The sequence below is a fragment of the Blautia sp. AF34-10 genome, from assembly GCF_003477865.1.
Classification (GTDB): domain Bacteria; phylum Bacillota; class Clostridia; order Lachnospirales; family Lachnospiraceae; genus Fusicatenibacter; species Fusicatenibacter saccharivorans.
In genome coordinates, this window is sequence record NZ_QUED01000003.1 from 84,596 (window position 1) to 104,419 (window position 19,824).

15 protein-coding genes and 1 pseudogene are annotated in these 19,824 nt (G+C 44.2%); 1 reads left to right on the forward strand and 15 read right to left on the reverse strand.

Annotated elements, in window-relative coordinates:
• Window positions 1-20: 20 nt before the first annotated feature.
• The 13 genes and pseudogenes from DWZ60_RS02840 to DWZ60_RS02900 all read right to left on the reverse strand — a co-directional run bounded on the left by DWZ60_RS02840 (window position 21) and on the right by DWZ60_RS02900 (window position 16,213).
• On the reverse strand, window positions 21-914 hold the full coding sequence (locus DWZ60_RS02840; protein ID WP_022462073.1) for a carbohydrate ABC transporter permease: 894 nt from the start codon (window positions 912-914) through the stop codon (window positions 21-23).
• 19 nt (window positions 915-933) lie between these two features.
• Window positions 934-1,854 (reverse strand): ABC transporter permease, encoded by a 921-nt coding sequence (locus DWZ60_RS02845; protein WP_022462072.1) that lies wholly within the window; start codon window positions 1,852-1,854, stop codon window positions 934-936.
• Between the two features lie 71 nt (window positions 1,855-1,925).
• A complete protein-coding gene (locus DWZ60_RS02850; protein WP_022462071.1) occupies window positions 1,926-3,473 on the reverse strand; it encodes an ABC transporter substrate-binding protein in 1,548 nt (515 codons plus the stop codon).
• Window positions 3,474-3,568: 95 nt separating this feature from the next.
• Window positions 3,569-4,303, reverse strand: coding sequence for a response regulator transcription factor (locus DWZ60_RS02855; RefSeq protein WP_117509489.1), 735 nt, complete (start codon window positions 4,301-4,303; stop codon window positions 3,569-3,571).
• A 16-nt stretch (window positions 4,304-4,319) separates the two neighbouring features.
• Window positions 4,320-5,972, reverse strand: a complete 1,653-nt coding sequence (locus tag DWZ60_RS02860; protein ID WP_117509490.1) for a sensor histidine kinase — start codon at window positions 5,970-5,972, stop codon at window positions 4,320-4,322.
• A gap of 24 nt (window positions 5,973-5,996) precedes the next feature.
• Entirely contained in the window at window positions 5,997-6,938 is a 942-nt protein-coding gene (locus tag DWZ60_RS21055; RefSeq protein ID WP_442857788.1) for a beta-galactosidase trimerization domain-containing protein, read from the reverse strand.
• Window positions 6,927-8,029, reverse strand: a pseudogene (locus DWZ60_RS21060) (beta-galactosidase); the annotation flags it as partial. The gene DWZ60_RS21055 and the pseudogene DWZ60_RS21060, both read right to left, overlap by 12 nt.
• A gap of 283 nt (window positions 8,030-8,312) precedes the next feature.
• A complete protein-coding gene (locus DWZ60_RS02875) occupies window positions 8,313-9,281 on the reverse strand; it encodes an AraC family transcriptional regulator (protein ID WP_119188527.1) in 969 nt (322 codons plus the stop codon).
• Window positions 9,282-9,424: 143 nt separating this feature from the next.
• Window positions 9,425-10,309 (reverse strand): carbohydrate ABC transporter permease, encoded by an 885-nt coding sequence (locus DWZ60_RS02880; protein ID WP_118697455.1) that lies wholly within the window; start codon window positions 10,307-10,309, stop codon window positions 9,425-9,427.
• A 14-nt stretch (window positions 10,310-10,323) separates the two neighbouring features.
• Window positions 10,324-11,259 carry an ABC transporter permease gene (locus DWZ60_RS02885; RefSeq protein ID WP_119221216.1) on the reverse strand — a complete coding sequence of 312 codons (936 nt, stop codon included), beginning with the start codon at window positions 11,257-11,259 and terminating at the stop codon, window positions 10,324-10,326.
• A gap of 161 nt (window positions 11,260-11,420) precedes the next feature.
• Complete coding sequence (locus DWZ60_RS02890; protein WP_119221217.1) at window positions 11,421-13,160, reverse strand: extracellular solute-binding protein; 1,740 nt, start codon at window positions 13,158-13,160, stop codon at window positions 11,421-11,423.
• 212 nt (window positions 13,161-13,372) lie between these two features.
• Window positions 13,373-14,449: a response regulator transcription factor gene (locus DWZ60_RS02895; RefSeq protein ID WP_119188528.1), complete on the reverse strand. Its 1,077-nt coding sequence runs from the start codon at window positions 14,447-14,449 to the stop codon at window positions 13,373-13,375.
• Between the two features lie 51 nt (window positions 14,450-14,500).
• The gene (locus DWZ60_RS02900) at window positions 14,501-16,213 is read right to left on the reverse strand and encodes a sensor histidine kinase (protein ID WP_158576288.1); all 1,713 of its coding nucleotides are present in this window, start codon (window positions 16,211-16,213) and stop codon (window positions 14,501-14,503) included.
• A gap of 231 nt (window positions 16,214-16,444) precedes the next feature.
• Between DWZ60_RS02900 and DWZ60_RS02905 the strand changes: the two genes are divergently transcribed.
• Window positions 16,445-16,876, forward strand: a complete 432-nt coding sequence (locus tag DWZ60_RS02905; protein WP_055227315.1) for a MerR family transcriptional regulator — start codon at window positions 16,445-16,447, stop codon at window positions 16,874-16,876.
• Window positions 16,877-16,995: 119 nt separating this feature from the next.
• Here DWZ60_RS02905 and DWZ60_RS02910 read toward each other — a convergent pair whose 3' ends face one another.
• The gene (locus DWZ60_RS02910) at window positions 16,996-18,804 is read right to left on the reverse strand and encodes a DUF6320 domain-containing protein (protein WP_117509492.1); all 1,809 of its coding nucleotides are present in this window, start codon (window positions 18,802-18,804) and stop codon (window positions 16,996-16,998) included.
• 13 nt (window positions 18,805-18,817) lie between these two features.
• Entirely contained in the window at window positions 18,818-19,810 is a 993-nt protein-coding gene (locus DWZ60_RS02915) for an alpha/beta hydrolase (protein WP_117761068.1), read from the reverse strand.
• Window positions 19,811-19,824: the final 14 nt, after the last annotated feature.

Below are 19,824 nucleotides of genomic sequence, written 5' to 3' on the forward strand. Positions count from 1 at the left end.
TGCTTTCCCCCAATTTTTTCTCAGCCTTTTACAGCTCCAATAGAAATTCCTTTTACAAAATATTTCTGTACGAATGGGAATACGATCAGAATCGGAAGCAGTCCGACGATGGCGATTGCCATACGCACGGTCTCCTGCGGGATTCCCCCTCCTACGCTGGCCAGGTTGATATTACTGTTCGCATTTTTGGAAAGAAATTCGATGTTTTTAATCATATTATTCAAAAGCTGCTGAATGCTGAATTTGTTAGTATCTGTAATATAGTATAATCCATTCGTCCAGTCATTCCAATAACCAAGTCCGGCAAATAATCCGACCGTTGCAATGATCGGTTTACACATAGGAAGAACTACTTTGCGGAATACCTGAAACTCTGTTGCACCATCAATTTTGGCAGCCTCACTTAATGCCGCCGGTACATTTGACTGAATATACGTTCTTGTCAGAATCACATTAAAAGCACTCATCAGCAGACCCGGTATAATTAATGCCGGAATCGTATTTTTCATGTGCAGGTAGCGGGTATACATAATATAGGTCGGTACCAGTCCACCATTAAACAGCATCGTGAAAAACAGATAAAATGCAAGAAATGTTTTTCCAGGAAATTTCTCATGTGCCAGTACATACGCATACAAAAGTGTCATCATCACGCCAATCGTTGTTCCAATCGCGGTTACCAGAATGGTGATTCCATATGCATGGAAAACCTGTGCCCTCTCGTTCCAAATGTACCTGTATGCTTCCAGACTCAGTTCTTTTGGGAAGAAAGAATATCCATGCAGCACAATCTCATTGTTGCTTGTAAACGATGCAACCACCAGAAGCACCAGCGGAATCACCATAATCAGTGAAATCAGTGCCAGAACTACCGTGATCATTCTCTGATAACGCCGTTCCTGTTTTCCTACCATAATTTTGTCCTCTTTTCTGTCAGAACAGTGCATTCTCACTGCTGTAACGTTTTGTAAGCCAGTTTGCAATCATGACAAGTGCAAATCCCATCAGCGACTGATATACACAGGCTGCCGATGACATACTGATGTCACCCAGCTCTATCAGTCCTCGATATACGTAAGTATCAATCGTGTTGGTTGCATTGATCAGCGCTCCCGAGTTCATTGGTACCTGATAAAACAGACCAAAATCAGAATAGAAAATTCTTCCGATGGACAGCAGTGTCATTGTGACTACTGTAGATTTCAGCAGCGGAAGGGTAATACATTTGATTTTATGCCATCTTGTTGCTCCGTCAATCTCAGCTGCCTCATACATTTCCTGGTCAATTCCAAGAATCGCTGCCAGATAAATAATGGATGAATATCCGGCTCCCTTCCAGCAGTTTACAAAAATCAGGATGAATGGCCAGTATTTTGACTCGGTGTAAAATGAGATATTTTCTTTTCCAAGAGAAGTCAGCAGTCCATTAACAAAGCCAGTACGTCCGCTTAAGAACGCATATACCAGATAGCTGACAATGATAATCGAAATCAAAGATGGAATCAGAACAGCAGACTGAAAAATTTTCACTTTTGTCTTGCTTCTTAATTCACTCAGTAAAATTGCAATCAGAATAGATACCGTCGTATTAACGACAATAAATGCAAAATTGTATAATAATGTGTTTCTTGTAATCAGTGCTGCATCCGGTGTTTTAAACAGATATTCAAAGTTGGAAAGCCCCGCCCAGTCACTGTGCAAAATTCCTTTTGCAAAATTCAAATGTTTAAAAGCAATGATGATACCGGTCATCGGCACATAGTTATTAATTAAAAGATATAAAAATCCCGGCGCTACCATTATATATAATGGAAATGCTCTTTTTATATTTTTCCATGTTTTCTTTTTTCCCATAGAAATCCCTCTTTTTCTGTCTCAAAAGCCAGGGCCGGCCGATTCTCATCGTCCGACCCTGTCTGCCTTGTTTATTTATTTGCAAGCCATTCGTCTACCTGTTTCTGCATATCTTCGATAATATTGTCGATACCTGCTGATTTCAGTTCTTCATTGAACTGCGGCAGTGTCGTACTTGGATCTGCATCGCCGTTTTCGATGATTGCTTTATATTTATCTGTTACGTTTGTAATTGCTGTAATTTCATTTTTTACATTTGTCGTGTCATAAATGAATCCATACAGCGGAGATTCCTGTGCAGTATCATTGTATTCCGTAAATTTCTCGTATACATTTTCCGGATCAGTTTCCCATGCATAGCCAACAGAACCATTACCACAGAGCCACAGCTCGTTGCCCCAGCCTACCGAATCAGAAGTTACTCCATCTGGATAAGATGCAATTCCATCCGATACAACATAATCTTTGCCTTCAATTCCATATCGGAACAGATTCTGGAAGTCGGAGTCTGAGTACAGCAGATTCAGGACTGCAAGAGCTTTTTTCGGGTTCTCGCACTGTGCCGGAATTGCCCACTGGCAGAAGTTAACAGAGGAGGTACTGATAGTGCTTCTTCCAATCGGAATCGAAACGATTTCTTTACCGGAGTTCATTGTTTCCTGTGTTGCAGTTCCCGGATGCTGGTTTCCATAATAGCTGAACGCTGTATTGGCACGGAACAGATCCTGACGGGTTGTTGTATTCGTTGTAGAATCTGGCATAAAATAGCCTTTCTGGTTCCAGTCATATGCTTTTTCAGCCATCTCTTTGTACTTTTCTGTGTCATACGTATTAATAACGGTGATTCCATCGGATGCATCATCATCGATATCAACGCCGACACCTGAAGTTACAACATCAAACTCTCCTTTTACATAGTTCAGGAAACATCCATTGTTCAGATCCGACGGAATCATCGGATAAAGTTCCGGATGTACTTCCTGGCATTTTTTCAGTACTTCCTCGATATCATCAAAGTTTTTGATATCTTCCGCTTTATATCCAAGCTCTTCCAGAATGTCTGCCCGGCACATAAATCCTGCCTGGGATGCAAGGTCACGATACGTCGGCAGTCCATACAGATTACCGTCGAAATAGCATGCTTCAATATAACGTTCCATTGCACTGTATGCATCCGGTGCATACGTCTCTATCAGATCATTGATTGGATAGAGCTGTCCTCTCTGTCCATCTTCACGAATATTGGACATCAGAAATACCATATCCAGTTTTTCACCGCTCGAAAGCATCAGGTTCGTCTGGTCGTTATAAGCACCCCATTCAATAATCTGAAGTTTTACTTTTGCATCTACCTTTTCTCCGATGATCTCATTCATTGCATCCTCTACGGCCTGCATATCTGCCGGTGATGCATTAGATCCTGGCCATACCATCAGAAGTTCTTCTGTTTTTCCATCCTTCAGATCGGATGTACTATCTCCTGCTTCACTTTGGTTCGATGCTGTTGTCTGCGCAGAATCTGCCTTTGTGCTGTCCGAACTCTTGCTGTCCCCACATCCTGCAAGAAGTGATGCGGTCATTGCCGCCATCAAAACTGCTGCTGCCATTTTCTTTCTCATTTGTGTTACCTCCCGTGTTTTTTGATGGTTTTATCTTACCGCACTTCCACTTCTCTCTCAATTTCAATCCCGACCCGTTTTATAACAAAAACGACTTATCCTTTTGCTTTTGCCGCACGATATTCCAATGGTGTACGTTCGGTCTGTTTTTTAAATATTTTAGAAAAATAGGCCGGCGAATCATAGCCTGTCCGAATACTGATTTCAGAAATCGACAGCGTCGTCTCCCGCAGCATTTTCTTTGCCATCAAAATTCGATAATGCTGTACATACTCCATCAGTGTATATCCTGTCTGTTTCTTAAACTCCCGGTTGATATGATCCTGGTTCAGATGCACCAATTCTTCAATCTTCTTTCGTGTAATCACTTCACTGTAATGGCTTTCCAGATACTTTTTAATCGTATTGACCGCATCTGCCATCTCCGGATCTGCTTCCGGTTTGTTTTTTGTTTTATACTCCTCCAGCTTTTCCACTGCTGAAGCAATTGTTTCTTCCAGTTCATCAAATGCAATCGGTTTCAGTAAATACCGGTAAACCCCAAGGGAAATTGCACTTCTCGCATAATTAAAATCCGGGTACCCAGTCAGAATAATATTGATAATTTCAGGATACATATCCTGAATCCATTGAATCAGACTCAGACCATTCTCTTTTGGCATTTCAATATCGCAGATCACAAGATCAATTTTGGAACTACTGATAATGTCCCGTGCAAGATCCGTATTGTAGGCCGTAAAAACCTTTTGAATTCCCTTCTTTTTCCAGTCAATTGCCTTCTCCATAATATGCAGCATGGCAATTTCATCATCTACCAGCAGCAGATTCATTTTTGCTCCCTTCTTTCTACTGTTTTTCTATTCTCGGCAGTAAAATGCGAATTTCACTATATCCCGGCTGACTTGTAATTTTTAATTCATACGCCTCCCCATAAAATTCACGGATACGTTCCTTCACATTCTGTATTCCGATATGTTCTCCTTCTTCTTCAATTGACTCATTCCGATTAATTTTATCAAGAATTTCTTTCTTAAATCCTAAACCATTATCTTCGATCAGAATCAGCAGATCATGCTCGCCTTCTCTTTTTACTGTCAGCTCGATTTCCAGATGCGGAACCAGCATAATATTATGTTTTACACTGTTTCCAACAAAAGTCTGAATCACCAGTGGAAGAATCATTTCATCCTCCATTTCCGGTTCTACGTTTACCTGAATTTCCAGCATATCTTTATAACGGCAGTGCTGAATTTCAACATAGCTTATCAGACATCGAAGTTCTTCTTTCAATGGTACAAAGGTTCCTTTCTGCCCCATCAGATAACGGAAATATGCAGCTGATACCCGGCAGAGTTTCTGAATTTCTTCAAAATCCTGAATCTGTGCCATTCCATGAATCAGATTTAAAATATTGGTATAAAAATGCGGCTGAATCTGCACCTGCAGGAAACGGCTTCGCGCCCTCTGCCGCTCCAGCTCTTTTTCATAAACATCAATTCTTAAAATCTGAATCTGATCTGCCATATGATTAAAGGTCTGATAGAGCTGTCCGATCTGAGATACATTTTCCCGCTCCGGCAGACGTACGTCCAAATCCCCGGTACTGTACTGCTCCATGGCTCTTCGAAGCTGTTCTAATGGCGCAAAGACTGTTTTTCCCTGCAGACCAATTGCCATCAGAATGCTGGCAATTGCAAGCATCATGACTCCCATTAGCAGAAGCGTTCCGAACGTTCCTCCCGGGTCCAGCATTCCTTCATCCATACTGACATAAATCTGTGCATTTGTATATTTCAGTGGATAAACACAAGTTGTACTAATTCCGCTTTTTCTTGTCCCCTGGTGTATTTTTACTTCTCCTGTCTCATTATCCCGCACTTCTACGCAAAGATCTTTTCGTTCTCCGACAAAACCAGATACAATTCTTTCCAAAGAAAATGCAGCTCCAATGTATCCATTTTCAGCCGAATAAATACGCGCCAGGTACTGATGTCCATCAAATTCCATAAAAATCCAGTTTTTCTCTGGTTCCTGATATTGGTTCGCGATATAAGAAATGATTTTCTCTTTAAACGCTCTCTGATAGGCATAAGTTGTCCCTTCCTCTGTGCTTACAAAATAAATATTTCGTTCCGGCACATAGACAAACAGCATCATTTCCCTTCCATACCGTTCTCCCATTTCGATCATGATTTTCTGCTGCTGTACTTTAGCAGTTTCCACCGTTAGCGGATCTTTCGAAATACACAGCTGCTGATAATATGGTGTTGAATCCGTTCCGCTCATCAGCAGAAGCGCTTTTGAAGTTGATGCAAATTTATCCTCCCAGAACTGGCCGTAGCTCTCTATCGTATTAGAAAATAGCCTCTCCGTCTTTCTTCTGTCTCTCTGAATCAGAAAAATACTTACAAGCTCAATAATGAGGACAGCTAAAATCATAACTGTCCCCATGATCCAGAGTGACTTGTAAATAACTGACTTGTCCTCTGTTTTTTTCATTTTCTTTTCCTCATGCAATCTTCTTTAACAAATCACCAGTTCACCATCAAACGCCTGCAGCGTGCAGGTATCTTCCATCTTTTTCTCCTGCAGCACCCCATATCCATTCTCTGGAAGCTCTATTTTCTGCTCCTTTCCCGTCAGATTCACATAAAAATACTGGTTTTCCGCTATTTTTCTTCCAATTACTCCCTGCGGTGTAACCACGGACTGCATACTTTTTTCCCTGCAGCATTCATCAAGAACCTCGCCTAAAAGTTCCGGCTCTGTTTCACAAAACAAATAATACGCCGCTCCTTTTCCATACCGATTTCTGGTTATAGCTGGAATCTGATGTGTCTCCTCACGCTGCAGGACTTCTGCATCTGTTGCTTCGATCTGCTCATAATAATCCACATCAATCCATTTTTCTCTCACTTTCAGAAGTTCTCTTCCGTTTGCCGGATTTCTGCGAAGCTTCTGCTCTTCTTTTTCAGAAACTTCCATACCTGCGGTTCTCTGATATCCAACAATTTCTATTCCAAATACATCAGTCAGGTTTCCTGGTCTCGACGTGTCAAATACCTGACCGGTTTCTTTTACCCATGCAGAATACCCTGTCATAATTGCCGTACCGCCATTTTTTATAAATTCCCGCACCGTGTTTTCCTGCTCGTGATCCATTACAATTTCACCCGGAATAATCAGGATCTGATATTGTTCTGTCATTTGATGCAAATCTACAACATTATAATCAAGGTTTCTCTCTTCCAGAATCCGATGCGCGATGGCAAGGTTGTTGCTGTATGGCATTCGATACTGCATTTTTGCATACGCAGCCATAAGCTCACTGTCATAACTGTAAGAAACAGCAATCTCTGGCTGCGGCAGATATGGAAATCCGTATTTTTCCAGCTTCCGAAAATCCGATGCAATCCACTGGTATTCCCGATAATTTTCATTCGGTCTTCCATCATGATTCAGCATACCGGTCAGATATTGTTCTTCGCCATTCAGCATGCTTCGCCAGGTCCATCCCAGCATCATCTGCATCCGATGCAGCAGACACCAGAACGCATACATTCTGTTCATACCCATTGCCGCATGATGAATCCCGAAACCACCTGTCACAAATTCAATGCACCACATTGGTTTTCCAGTTTCAGCAATCCGTTTCATGTACCAGGAACCCGTTTTCCAGAATCCCATACTCTCCCTGTTTCCATAGCCAGGATAAAAACCGATGCCAGGATAGTCAACAAATCCAGATGCTGTCTTCAAATAATCAAATCCAAGCGTCTCATATTCTGCAAAGTGGTTCGATGTATGAGCCTTTCCCGGCGCATTTTGTTCTACCGTTTCTGCCAGTTCTGTAATAAAATCTGCGATACCATCGGAAAAGAAGCGCCGCATATCCAGCCATGCCTCCGGTGCCCCGATTTCGTATTCATTTACCTGCATTGCAACGTCTTCGAAAGATGAAAGCTTTCGGCTCCAGCGCTGGGTTGCCCAGGCATGATTTAGTGCTTTTATTGTTTTATATTTCTTTTCCAGCCATTTCTGAAATCTCTTCTTCGACGCTTCAGAATAGGATGGATAGCCTGCTCCCAGCTCATTGCACAGTCCAAACGCAAACAGCGCCGGATGATTTTTATAACGGGAAACGATTTTTTCAGCAAACCGCAGTGCATACTTCTGATACTCTGGATCAGAAACATCGTCCATATATCGGCGCAGCGGTGCCTGTGGAGCTCCATTTTTTCCTCCTACATTGCATCCCGGGCAAAGTTTATGAACCCAGATCGGTGCCGGATGCATCGACACATCCAGTATTACATTCAATTTGTATTTTACGCATAACTCCATAACCTGATCAAACCATTCGAGGTATAAACGCCATCCTCCGGCTCATAGCTGTCCCAGCACAGATGTCCCAGCCGTACTGTATCAAATCCAGCCTCTTTCATCAATTGAAAATCCTTTTCCCACCGCTCCTTCGGCCAATCATGCGGATGATAATTTGTCCCGATATATAAACTCATTTTATTCACTCCGTTTCTGTTTTTTCTTACCTCCATTTTGCAGCAAAATCATTAAAATTCCTATGACAATTACGACGTAAAATATAATTTTATCGAGTTTTTCCTGTTTTTCCATTTTTTCTTAGTCAATTATATTCTAAAGTTGTCTATTTTTCCACTCTTTCTCTGCTTTTTCTTTTTCGAATGCCCAACATCTTACTATGCTGGACAAATCTATTATAAAAGCAGAATTATCTTTATGAGGATTTGTTTTCCGCTAAAATAGGATAACAGCAAAAAAATCCACAGAGCCCTTATCCCCCTGTGGATTTTTCTATTTCTATTCTATTTTCTTCTCCACCCGGTACTTCTTCGGCGATATTCCATAGCGCTCTTTAAAAATCCGATGAAAATAACTCATGTTCTCGTACCCGACCCGCTCGCCGATGTCTGCCACGGAAAGTCCTGTCGTTTCCAGCAGATACGCGGCCTGGGTGAGGCGTTTGTTCTGGACAAGTTCAGTGTAGTTTTTCCCGGTCAGGCGGCGGATCATGCGGCTTAAGGTGTAAAAATCGTAGTGCAGTTCTTCCGCCAGTTCCGAAAGACTGCCCTCCCGGTAATGTTCCTCGATATAGCGGTATACGCCGAGCAGCATCTCCTGTTCAAAATACTGCTCTCCCACCTGCACGCGTTCGGTGTAGTTCATGAGCTGCAGGAATAAAAGGCCCATCGTAATCTGATTGATGCTCCGCTTATTGCTCTGGTGATGTAAGAGCGTCCAGACGAGATTTTCGATCAGATTCTGCACCGGAAGGACATCCGCGATTCTGTAATGCAGATAACAGAGCGGTACCTCCCCGCTTTTCAGACAGCCGACGATAAAATCCTTTAACTGATTCTCCTCTGCCCCGATCATTCGCAGCGTCTGGTCAAAAAACTCCGGCAGAATCAGAAAGTTGACCGCGATATCGTCACGCCCTGCCGGTTCAATTTCCTGCACTGCATTCTGATTCAGAATCAGCAGCTCACCCGTTTTCAGCTCGATCCGGTCCCCGTTGATGGTGTGCACGGTGCTTCCCTGGCACATGTAGATCATCTCGACATAATTGTGGCTGTGCGCCGGAAAACGAATAAACCGCGTGTGCGGCCGAATATCAATCAATTTTCCCCGCTTCAGCAGCTTTCCCGCATCCATTACAAACTTCTGTCCGCTCGAATACCGCTCCTTTTCCACTTCCGTCTTGCCGTCCAGAATTGCCTGTTCCTCCTCGGTGATCCTGGACAGGTCTGCTATAATTTCCTGTTTCACGATGATTCCTCACATTTTTTCGTTTTTTCTGTCTTCTATTATATTCCATTCTGATACAGATAAGCAATGCACTTTTTATCCCCTGCCATGAAAAAAGACTCCGATGGATTTTCACTCCATCAGAGCCTTGTCACTCTTTTTTCTTATTCTTTTACAGCTCCCAGCATAATACCGTTGATAAAGTATTTCTGCAGGAACGGATATACCACCAGCATTGGGATCATCGCGATGAATACCTTTGCCGCATCCAAAGACTGATTGGACAGCTTGTCCATTTTTTCGATCTGATCCATCGAAAGATTTGTCGTCTGGATATTAACGACCATCTGCTTAATATAAGTCTGTAACGGATAATGCTGCTCGCCACTTGAAAGTACCAGCCCCTGAAAATATTCATTCCAGTAACCGACACTGGTAAAGAGAATTAGCGTCGCAAAAATCGGAATTGCACACGGAACAACAATACGGAACAAAACTGTCCAGACACCGGCACCGTCAATTTCTGCTGCTTCCATCAGTTCTTTTGGCAGGCTTCGATAAAAGTTAATCAACAAAATCAGATTAAAAACCGGAAGGCCTCCACAGAGAATCAGACCGATCATACTGTCGATCATACCGTAATTTACCATCGTAATATACCATGGAATCGTTCCACCGTTGAACAGCATGCAAAAAATAACGATCCACATAATCACATTTTTCGGATGATACTCATTTGCTGATTTAGACAACGGATAGGCAAAGATAGCAAGCACTACAATGGTAAAGACTGTTCCAAAAATCGTCCGCTCTGCAGAAATCAGGAAGGAACGAAAAAATTGCGTGTCTCCCATGATCTGCTGATAGGAAGCCAGGGAGAATCCAACCGGATAAAAACTTACCTTGCCCGAATTTGCCGCGGCCTTGTCGGAAACAGAAAGACAGAGTGTATACCACAGGGGATACAGACAGCTTAAGGAGAGCAGACTCATTAAAATGATGTTAAACACATTAAATATTTTACTTCCAAGACTTTTGCTTTGAATCATGATTTTGTCCCTCCTTAGAAAATCTTATAGTCTGCGGCTTTATATGCAATGATGTAGGAAATGACAATCAGGGTAAAGCTGATGACCGACTTAAACAGGCCTGCTGCTGTTGCCAGCGAGAACTGTACATTTAAAAGACCCATGCGGTAAACCCATGTATCAAGGATATCTCCTGTGGAGTAAACCAACGGACTGTACAGGTTGAATATCTGATCGAAGCCTGCGTTTAGTACATTTCCAAGTCCGAGAATACTTAATACAACGATCGTACTTGCAATACCTGGAATAGTGATATTCCATACCGCTTTCCAACGACTGCAGCCGTCAATTGCCGCTGCCTCATAGAGTTCCGGGCTGATCCCGGTGAGAGCTGCTAAATAAATAACGGCATTAAATCCAAACTCTTTCCATACATCCGAACCGATGACTAACTGGCGAAAGCAGCTCTCCTCTGAGAACCATATCTTTCCCCGGATTCCAAATACACCAAGGATGGAATTGATAACACCTTTATAGCCGAACATTTCCAGCAGAACACTTGCCAGAATAACCCAGGAAAGAAAGTGCGGCAGATAAACAATTGTCTGTACTGCTTTTTTAAATTTCACCTGACGGATTTCATTTAATAAAAGTGCAAATGCCAGTGGCACAATAATATTTAGAATCAATTTGGCAACTGCGATAACCAGCGTATTAAAAATGACTCGTTTACAGTCACTCATGGAAAATAAATATGTAAAATTTTCCATTCCTACAAAGTCTGAATGCCACAGTCCGGACATCGGACTGTAATCCTCAAATGCAATGACAATTCCGAACATTGGAACAATATTAAAGAAGAACAGCCAGACCATTCCTATCAGAATCATAATATGATAGTTCCAGATGGTTCTGGAATTTCTTGTTTTTTTCAGAACTCCCTTTTTCTTTGACGCAGAAGCTACTTTCATACAGATCCTCCCTCCTGTCATTTCCGTATTTTCCTTTTGTTTCCGATGGACAGAACGTATTCTGTGAAAAAGGGGAAAGCTGACTGCTCTCCCCTTTTCGCAAAGCAGGTGATCTTTCAGTATCTGAAAATCACATTGAAACGGTCTGCCTTTTTCCTGTTTTAGTATTCTTCTACTTCTTCTAGAATTGTATCGCCGCCTTCAGACTTCCAGTTCTTCACGAACTCATCGTATGCGCTGATATCCGATTTTCCGGTGATGACTTTCATAACCATCTCATTTTCCATGGACTGCAGGTTTGCCCATTTTTTCTCCATGGTAGCTGTCTGGCTGAAGATGCAGCTTCTGACTTTGTTGTTTACTTCTGTCGTAGCGTACGGACGGTCGCCGACCAGCAGAGAATACATTCTCTGGAAGTTACCGAAGTTTTCAGTGCTGAAATCTTCGATAGAGAGCTGTTTGTCTTTTTCGTATCCAGGAACGGTATCCTTAATAACCGAAACATCGTTTGCCAGCAGTTTGTATGCACTAGATACACCTGCATAATCTTCCGGCTGGGTTTCGCCGTTTAATACTTTGATCAGTTCATGATAAGTGTATTCACACTCATCAGCCGGAGCCATCAGTGTTCTGACTGGCCAGAAGCTGAGCGGCTGCTCGGAAACATCAAATTTGCTCTCATCTCTCAACAGAACGTTGGCCATGATGATAACTGCTTTGGCAACATCTTCGGAAACATTTTTGTTGATGACACAGTAACCTGTTGTTGCAGATCCAAGTCTTACATTCCATTCACCGTCATCGGTGTAGATCGGATAGGTCTGCCAGTTTGCATCCGGCTCGTTACGGTATGCATCACCGATTCCATAACCGGAAACCCACCATGCGCCGAAGAACATACCAACTTTTCCGGCATTGATCTGCTCGATTGTGGAATCTCTTGTTCCCATCTCAGGATCAATATAGCCTTTTGCGTACCAGTCCGCCAGACGCTCCAGTGTACTTCTGGTTGCATCGGAGTCGGTTCCATATGTTACGTTTCCGTCATCATCTTTCAGGAACAGTCCCGGATATGCGCCGTTTGCGGTAAATACTGCGTCAAATCCGCCTGTTGTTGTGCCGGTATCCAGGAAACTGGTATAGCATTTTGTATTTTTATCCGGACCAGCCAGCGGAATGGTATCTTCGCCTGCCGGTTTTTTCTCCGCAAATACTTTGGCAATATTTTCTACATCGTCCAGAGTTTTCGGTGCATCGAGACCATACTCATCGAGCCAGTCCTGACGAACGTTTAATACCTGAACGCTTCCTGTTTCTACCTCAACTGCCGGGATTGCATACTGTCTGCCGTCCACGCTCGCTTCTGCGATAGCCTGTCCATCGGTCGAATCCATAACTTCTTTTACCTGATCAGACTGTACTTTCTGGAACAGATCGGTCAGATCGTATAACTGACCTGCTTTTGCGGCTTTCAGCATATACTCTCTCGATACCGTCATCGCATCCGGAAGGGTATTGCTTGCGATACAGAGCGCTACTTTCTGTGTGTAATCATTTCCAGATGCTGCGGTCCAGTCTACAACGACTTTGATGTTGAAGTTTTCCAGAAGATAGTCGGTGTACTGGTTATTATCCACGCTTAGTCCGTCCGGCAGAGTATCGGTTGCGCTGACACCCTGTCCTACGTGTACCTCGACAACTTCCGGGAATTTTTTGAACGCCAGATCCTCTCCATCTTCCTCAGAAGAATTATCAGCCGTTCCGGAAGATGCTGTGCTCTCAGATGATGCTTTACTGTCCGATGTGCCTCCTGTGCTGCCGCCGCTGCTTCCACATCCGACCAGCATGCCTGCGGTCATCGCTGCTGTGAGTAAGATTGCAACAAGTTTTTTCCTTTTCATGTGTTTTCCCCTTTCCTCGTTCGTCATTTTGTTTCTTTCGTTTTCTTGTAAGTCTATTTTATGATACATTTTGACGAATTAAAACAGCCTTGTGTTCTATTTTTTACGAACATTTATACAAAACCAGGATCCATTTCATCCAAAAAGCAGACATTTGTTCTCTGTCCTTCAAACAAATGTCTGCTTTTTCGTTCCCACACTCCGGCATTCTGCTAAAACTCCTGCCGTTTTAACTGTTTTTTATATTCGGCAAAGCCAATACCCATACTCTGCTGAAACAGTTTTACAAAATATTTTTCATCATGATACCCGACAGCATCCGCCATCTGTTCTGCTGAAATCTGCGGATTTTCCCGCAGCAGACGGCAGGCCAGTGCAATCCGTTCTTTTCGGATATAACTGTTGACCGAATAGCCTGTGCATTTCTTGAAACAGACGGAAAAATAACTTCTCGACATTCCAACAGCATCTGCAATCTGCTCCGCTTTCACTTCAAAATCCACCAGATGATCTTCGATAAAAAGTACCGCTTTTAAAATCAATATCTCCGTAACAGCCTGTCCTTCTCCGTTCTGTACCCGCTGCCACAGATCCTGTCGTATTTTTTCTGTCAGTTTTTCCGGCTCCTGCAGATTTTCATATTCCTGCTCCTCCATGAAAATGCCAAAGGCATTCTGAATTTCCTGCAGCGTCTGCATTGTGTACCGGTATTCCTGTTTCTGACTGGTCGGAATTGCCTTCCTGAGATTACAGAGTTTCTGTGTTTCCTCTATATTATAAATCCAGGTCAGCGAAGCCGTCTCCTCCCAGAGTTTTCTCCATTGTTCCTTCTCTTCCTGATCTGCCACAGTCTCTGTCTTTTTCCGATTTATTCTTCCCCCCGCCTGCATCTGCTGCTCTTTTTCTTTCCGTTTTCGAATATGCTCCGCCGCACGCAGGAACACCTCACCGCATTCTTCCGGTTCAAGCTGAAGCTTCGAAATATAATCAATTACCCCGAGCCGCAATGCTTTCTGCACATACGTAAAATCCTCATGTGCGGAAAGCACAATATAGTCCATGGAAATTTCCCGCGCCCTGCACTCGCAGATAAACTCCAACCCGGAGAGCACCGGCATCGTCAGATCCACCACAGCCAGATCCACCGGATGTGTTTCAATAAACTGCAGTGCTAACGCTCCGTTCGCCACATCTCCGGCGACCTCCATTCCGTATTTTTCCCACGGAATCAGTGAAATCAGTCCCTTTCTTGCCAGCTTATCATCGTCAATCACCAATACCTGATACATTTGTTCCACCCCATTTTATCTTTTTCTCTTTTCCTTCTCGTAGTTCTTTTTTTATGCCGGAAGCACCGGAAAATGCAGGGTAACCTCCGTTCCTTTTCCCAGTTCACTCTCTATTTTGATCTCTGCTTCTTCTCCATAGAATGATTTCAGTGTCATCTGCACATAACGCAGACCGATCCCCTTTCGTTCGTCTTTTGCATTCTGCTCCATCTTCTCCGATATTTCAAAGCCCTTTCCATCGTCCCGGATTCGAATGGTAATTATCCCATCCTGTTCCGACGCTTCTACCCACAGGGTTCCAAATTCGTCCATATTATGGCAGACCGCATTTTCTGCAATCGGCTGCAGCAGAAAGCGGGCACACCGCGTATTCAGGTACTCTCCCTCCGCAATATCAAATTCACTGGAAAAATCATGCGTCATCTGCTGCAGTTCCAGATAATACTGCAGGTATTTCAATTCGGTACGCAGTGTCGTGTTCTGCTCCGCCTTCCCGAGGGAATAACTCAAAATAAAGCCGAGATGCTTCACGTAATCATCGATCTCTTTCTGATGATTTGTCAGCGCCATCCAATGAATAGAATTCAGCGCATTCATCAGAAAATGCGGATTGATCTGATACATCAGCTTTTCCAGCTCCAGATCCGCTTTTTCTTTTTCCTTCCGCTGCTCACTCTCAATCAGCTCCTGAATCTGCGCTTTCATCTGATTGAACGTTGCAAAAAGCTGATTGTATTCCGCAAGCTGAACCGGTGTCTCTGCCTCAGAAAAATCTCCTTTTCCAAAATGGCGCATTTCTTTTTCCAGTACTTTGATCGGATGCGATACCAGCCAGATCTGTGAAATTGCGACTACGGCAAGAATGGCCAGTGAAATAAAAATCACGCTTCCTGTCAGCAGGGTCCATTGATAAATTTCGCTCTGGTATTCATAAGTTGGAAGCAGCAAAACCGTATAAAATCCATAGATATTCTTTTTGGCAACTCCCTCATATCCGTTCTGCTCTATTCTGCCATCCTCATCCAGTTCAAGGATATCTCCTTTTGCAAATGCTTTCTCGCTGGAATACTCTACTTTCTTTTCCGGATTCAGCTGCAGCAGCACATATGGTATTTTTTCTAATTCGGAACGTTTCTGCAGCATCAGTGCTTCATCTGATTTTGCTTCTAAATAAATCCAGGCATCTGTGCCATCTGAAAATGATGTTCTGCGTCCCATTGAAACAACATTATCATTTCTCACACTGTTGTAGCTTTGATGAATGGAATGATATGTAACTTCTCCCGTATCAACCAGCTTCGACAGTGTTTCCGGCTGGAATGTCTCCTTCTTTGTGCTGTACGTGGAAAATAGAATCTCCGGTGTCATTTCCCGGCTCTCCCCCTGAATCAGATAAGCGCCCAGCATAACATCTTCCATCTCCCAGGTTGCGACATTCAGGGTCTGATAAAAGTCCTGATACTCCAGAATTTTATCATACTGCTCTTCTGCCGTTCGATAAGCATCATATTTTTCCCCGACCAGTCCATTCGATGCCATCGTCTGTGACAGACGCAGCAGCACATTGTACTCTGACTCAAAGCCCTGATTCACTTCCTCCAGTGTTGCTTTCAGCGATGTTTCCATTTTAGATTCCCGCATGGCTTTCATGGAAATCCGCGTGACAAAAATAATCAGCAGAAGACAGAGCAGACTGCTGCATGCAAATACCATTAAAACAATTTTCTTCAGGGAATATTCTTTTCTCTTTTTTGGCTTCCCCATTTTTTCTCCATCCCCCATCTGCACATTCGTTTTTAAACATTTTCTGCAAAATAAAACCTCATTAACACCATTTTAACAACCAATTGCTGTTCCGTCCAGTCACAAGTTGCTCTGATTTTCTCTTTTTTATGGTCTGTGTTTTTCAGAAATCATGTTTTACACTTTACAAACTTGTCTTCCTAAAGTATACTTGAAGCAGTTGATTTTTCATTATTTCAAGGAGGTTTTTCCATGGAACAGCAGACCTACACCATTCGTGAAATGTCCGAGCGTTTTGGACTTCCGGCCTCTACGCTTCGTTATTATGAGGAGATCGGACTTTTGACGGATGTCATTCATACCGAAAGTAAGAAACGAATTTACACCCAGCAGCACATTGACTGCATGACCGCAATTCTCTGCTTCAAACGCACCGGGCTTCCGATTGCGGGGATTCAGGAGTTTTTCCGGCTTGAGAACGATATCCCGGGAAATATTGACCAGATGGTTGCCATTCTCAAGGAACATGAGCAGAATACACGCGAGAAAATCGAGCGCATGGAATCTGATCTCGAGCATATTCAGCAGAAAGTGCGGTATTACAGCGCGGTTCGCGATGCGATTAAAAATGGGGATGAAATGCCGTCGTGGGATTCCTGCGGCTGTGAGGAGAAGGCGCAGTAGATATCTCTCCAGGCTTTTCCGCCGCAGACACACACAAGTTTCAAAAGAGCAGGTAAGAAAAGGGACCAACATCCACTTTTCTTACCTGCTCTTCTTATTTTTTCTATCACCTTTTCCCTTCATACCCGGAATTTTTTCTGCATTTCCCGCATAAAATCTTTTCCGCGGAAAAAAAACAGCCCGATCAGATACAGCACACTAAGGCCCACGCAGATCACGGACGGCCAGGTAATGCGGACAGTTCCCGTCAGCCACAAAATCGCCGGAACGATTCCTGCTGCTCCGGACTGCATCAGATAAAAAAGATATTCACTGACCTCCATTTTGTACGCTCTTGCCAGAATCTGCATCGTCGCGCCATTCATAAGAACGGCGAGCGGAATTGCGAAATCGACAGACCAGCCGATCCAGCCCGTCGCATAATCCCACAGAATCGCACCGATCATAATAAAGATCAATTGCCACATACTGTTTTTGAGTGGATTTTTCCGTTTCTGATATCCCACCCGGATCAGAAGCCAGGCGCAGAACACACCCGCTGTCGCATAACCTGCCCACCACATCTGCGGCGTTGCAAGGAAATTCATCATCCAGCAGAGTACGACAGCCGCGATGCAGGTGAAAGAAAAAATTTTCAATCCCAGTTTGGCCGTCCCGTGCGGCTGTTCTTTCTGTCCCGGAAAATCATTTTCCTCCTGTTCACAGGCGATGCCCTCTTTCTGCAGCAGATGCATCAGGTTCCGTTCAATATTGGAATCAGCGATTTTAGATGTGATTCCAAGCACCATGCTGTCACCGTAGGAACAGGAACACATCTGTACTTTGTCGGTGCTGGTGAAAAATCCGAACCGCTCAATATATGTTTCATACTCCGGCGGCATCTGAATCCGGCCGATATTGGAATAGACGGTCGTAATGCTTCGTCCGCCGAGCGTCGTGCCCGCCATCAGCGCCAGATTTTTGATTTCCAGCGGCACGGCGCGCAGCACCGGATTCCGCTCAATCCGCACCAGATCGTTCATACGTGTGGAAATCTCCTGCTTCAGCGCCTCTTTCTGCATCGCGGCTCCCGTGATCTGCAGGGCATCCTCAAACGATGCCTCCGGCCCAAGATCACAGGCAATCTCGATCCAGCTCCAGAAATTCGTCATCGATGCGGATGGGAAAAAGTTACGCAAGTTGGCTGGAACCATCAGAGAAACCGGCTTTTTCAGCCTGCTTTTCGGGATTTCTTCATATACCGCATATACCAGCGCCGCCGCAAGGTACGCCGTCACCGACACGCCATGTGCTTTTGCGCACTTATGAACTGCTTCCGCGGAAAGCAGAATCTCAGTAATTTCCATCTCCTCCTGCTCCAGATACTCGCCTTTGATCTGGTATGCCGGGCGGCTTTTTTCTTTTTCATTTTTCTTTCCGGTGTAATACTGGGAAAAGCTGTCCTCCTCGAAATCCGTTTCCGTCAGCATATCTTCTCTGACCTTGGAAAATGTTTCCTCTGGATGGCGCAGGATCAGGTAATTGCTTACCAGTTCTTTCAAAAACAGCATCGCACCGGTACCGTCTGTCAGGGCATGGAATACTTCGAAATTGATTCGGGTTTTATAGTAAGAAACCTGGAAAAGAAGCGTTTTGTGGTCGGGTACGTAAATCTCACTGCACGGCGGACGCTTTTCCTCTTCTACTTTTGCTGGCAGATCGCGCTGCTCCAGATAAAACCAGAAAAGACCTTTCCGCAGTACCATGGAAAACACCGGGTAATGCTCCATTGTCTGCTCCAGCGCTTTCTGCAGCAGATCCGCCTGGATGTCCTCTTTCAGCTGGCAGTAAAACCGGAAGACTCTCGTATCCTTTTTTCCGGTGGCCGCCGGAAATGCCTGTGCCGCGTTGTCCAGCTTTCTCCAGCGCGAAGAATGTTCTTTCTTCATTTTCTATGCCTCCTTACGCCTTCCCGTGTGTCAATTGTTTCTTCACTGCTGCTATGTTTTCCAGTTCTTCGTCTGCATTTTTCTGCTGTTTTTCTTTCCTTAAAAATGCATTCATATACTGAAAACTTTCCTGCACATATAGGTGTTCAATGCCAAGCGCAAAATAGCCGTGCAATGCGCCCTTGATCCGATGATGTTCAACCAGATTGCCAGCCCTTTTCAGCTTTTTCGCATAATCCTCGCCCTCATCGCGCAGCGGATCGTACTGCGCCGTCAGTACCAGCGTGTCCGGCAGTCCCTGCAGATTTTCTGCCAGCACCGGTGCAAAGTACGGATTTTTGCGGTCTTCTTCGGTCCGCTGATACAGAATTACATAATCTTCCATTTTGACACTGGTCAGAAGGTATCCGGTTCCATTGGTTTTCACGGATTTGTACGGTGATTTCTCTGTGTAACAGGAATTCACCGCCGGATAAATCAAAATCTGTTTCCCCGGCAGCAGTTCTTTTTTGTCCCTCGCCATCAGGCAGACCGCAGCCGCAAGATTTCCTCCTGCGCTGTCGCCCATGATCGTGACATTTTCCGGCGTTACCTCCGGCAGAATCTCCCCGCGCAGCATTGCCTGGGCGGCGGCGTAGCAGTCTTCTAAGCCTGTCGGGAAACGATGCTCCGGTGCAAGACGGTATTCTACCGATACAACAATCTGCCCCGTCGACTGCGCCATGCGTGCGCAGACACGGTCGTATGTCTCCACACTCTCGGTTGTCCAGCCGCCGCCATGGAAGAACAGAATCGCTTCTTTTGCACCATGCTCCTCCATTTTTTCATCCGGGAAGAACAGCCGAATCGGAACCTTGTAGTCCCCATTATATATTTCCATATCCAATTTTCGCAGAAAAATACGGATCGGATCCAGCTTCTTGATATCGGCAAGCCGACGGGCGGATTCTACTTCAATTCCGCCGTAGGACAATACATTTAAAATGGCTTTGACTGCTTTTTTCATTTACTCTCTCCTCT

What these genes read in the sequence shown, in the direction of transcription:
- DWZ60_RS02895 (WP_119188528.1), bottom strand. Translation starts at nt 14,449, where the DNA reads ATGTATCAGGTATTGGTGATTGACGATGATAAGCTGGCAAGAAAGGGA.
- DWZ60_RS02850 (WP_022462071.1), bottom strand. Translation starts at nt 3,473, where the DNA reads ATGAGAAAGAAAATGGCAGCAGCAGTTTTGATGGCGGCAATGACCGCA.
- DWZ60_RS02905 (WP_055227315.1), top strand. Translation starts at nt 16,445, where the DNA reads ATGGAACAGCAGACCTACACCATTCGTGAAATGTCCGAGCGTTTTGGA.
- DWZ60_RS02880 (WP_118697455.1), bottom strand. Translation starts at nt 10,309, where the DNA reads ATGATTCAAAGCAAAAGTCTTGGAAGTAAAATATTTAATGTGTTTAAC.
- DWZ60_RS02915 (WP_117761068.1), bottom strand. Translation starts at nt 19,810, where the DNA reads ATGAAAAAAGCAGTCAAAGCCATTTTAAATGTATTGTCCTACGGCGGA.
- DWZ60_RS02900 (WP_158576288.1), bottom strand. Translation starts at nt 16,213, where the DNA reads ATGGGGAAGCCAAAAAAGAGAAAAGAATATTCCCTGAAGAAAATTGTT.
- DWZ60_RS02845 (WP_022462072.1), bottom strand. Translation starts at nt 1,854, where the DNA reads ATGGGAAAAAAGAAAACATGGAAAAATATAAAAAGAGCATTTCCATTA.
- DWZ60_RS02855 (WP_117509489.1), bottom strand. Translation starts at nt 4,303, where the DNA reads ATGAATCTGCTGCTGGTAGATGATGAAATTGCCATGCTGCATATTATG.
- DWZ60_RS02910 (WP_117509492.1), bottom strand. Translation starts at nt 18,804, where the DNA reads ATGAAGAAAGAACATTCTTCGCGCTGGAGAAAGCTGGACAACGCGGCA.
- DWZ60_RS02860 (WP_117509490.1), bottom strand. Translation starts at nt 5,972, where the DNA reads ATGAAAAAAACAGAGGACAAGTCAGTTATTTACAAGTCACTCTGGATC.
- DWZ60_RS02840 (WP_022462073.1), bottom strand. Translation starts at nt 914, where the DNA reads ATGGTAGGAAAACAGGAACGGCGTTATCAGAGAATGATCACGGTAGTT.
- DWZ60_RS02885 (WP_119221216.1), bottom strand. Translation starts at nt 11,259, where the DNA reads ATGAAAGTAGCTTCTGCGTCAAAGAAAAAGGGAGTTCTGAAAAAAACA.
- DWZ60_RS21055 (WP_442857788.1), bottom strand. Translation starts at nt 6,938, where the DNA reads ATGCTGAATCATGATGGAAGACCGAATGAAAATTATCGGGAATACCAG.
- DWZ60_RS02890 (WP_119221217.1), bottom strand. Translation starts at nt 13,160, where the DNA reads ATGAAAAGGAAAAAACTTGTTGCAATCTTACTCACAGCAGCGATGACC.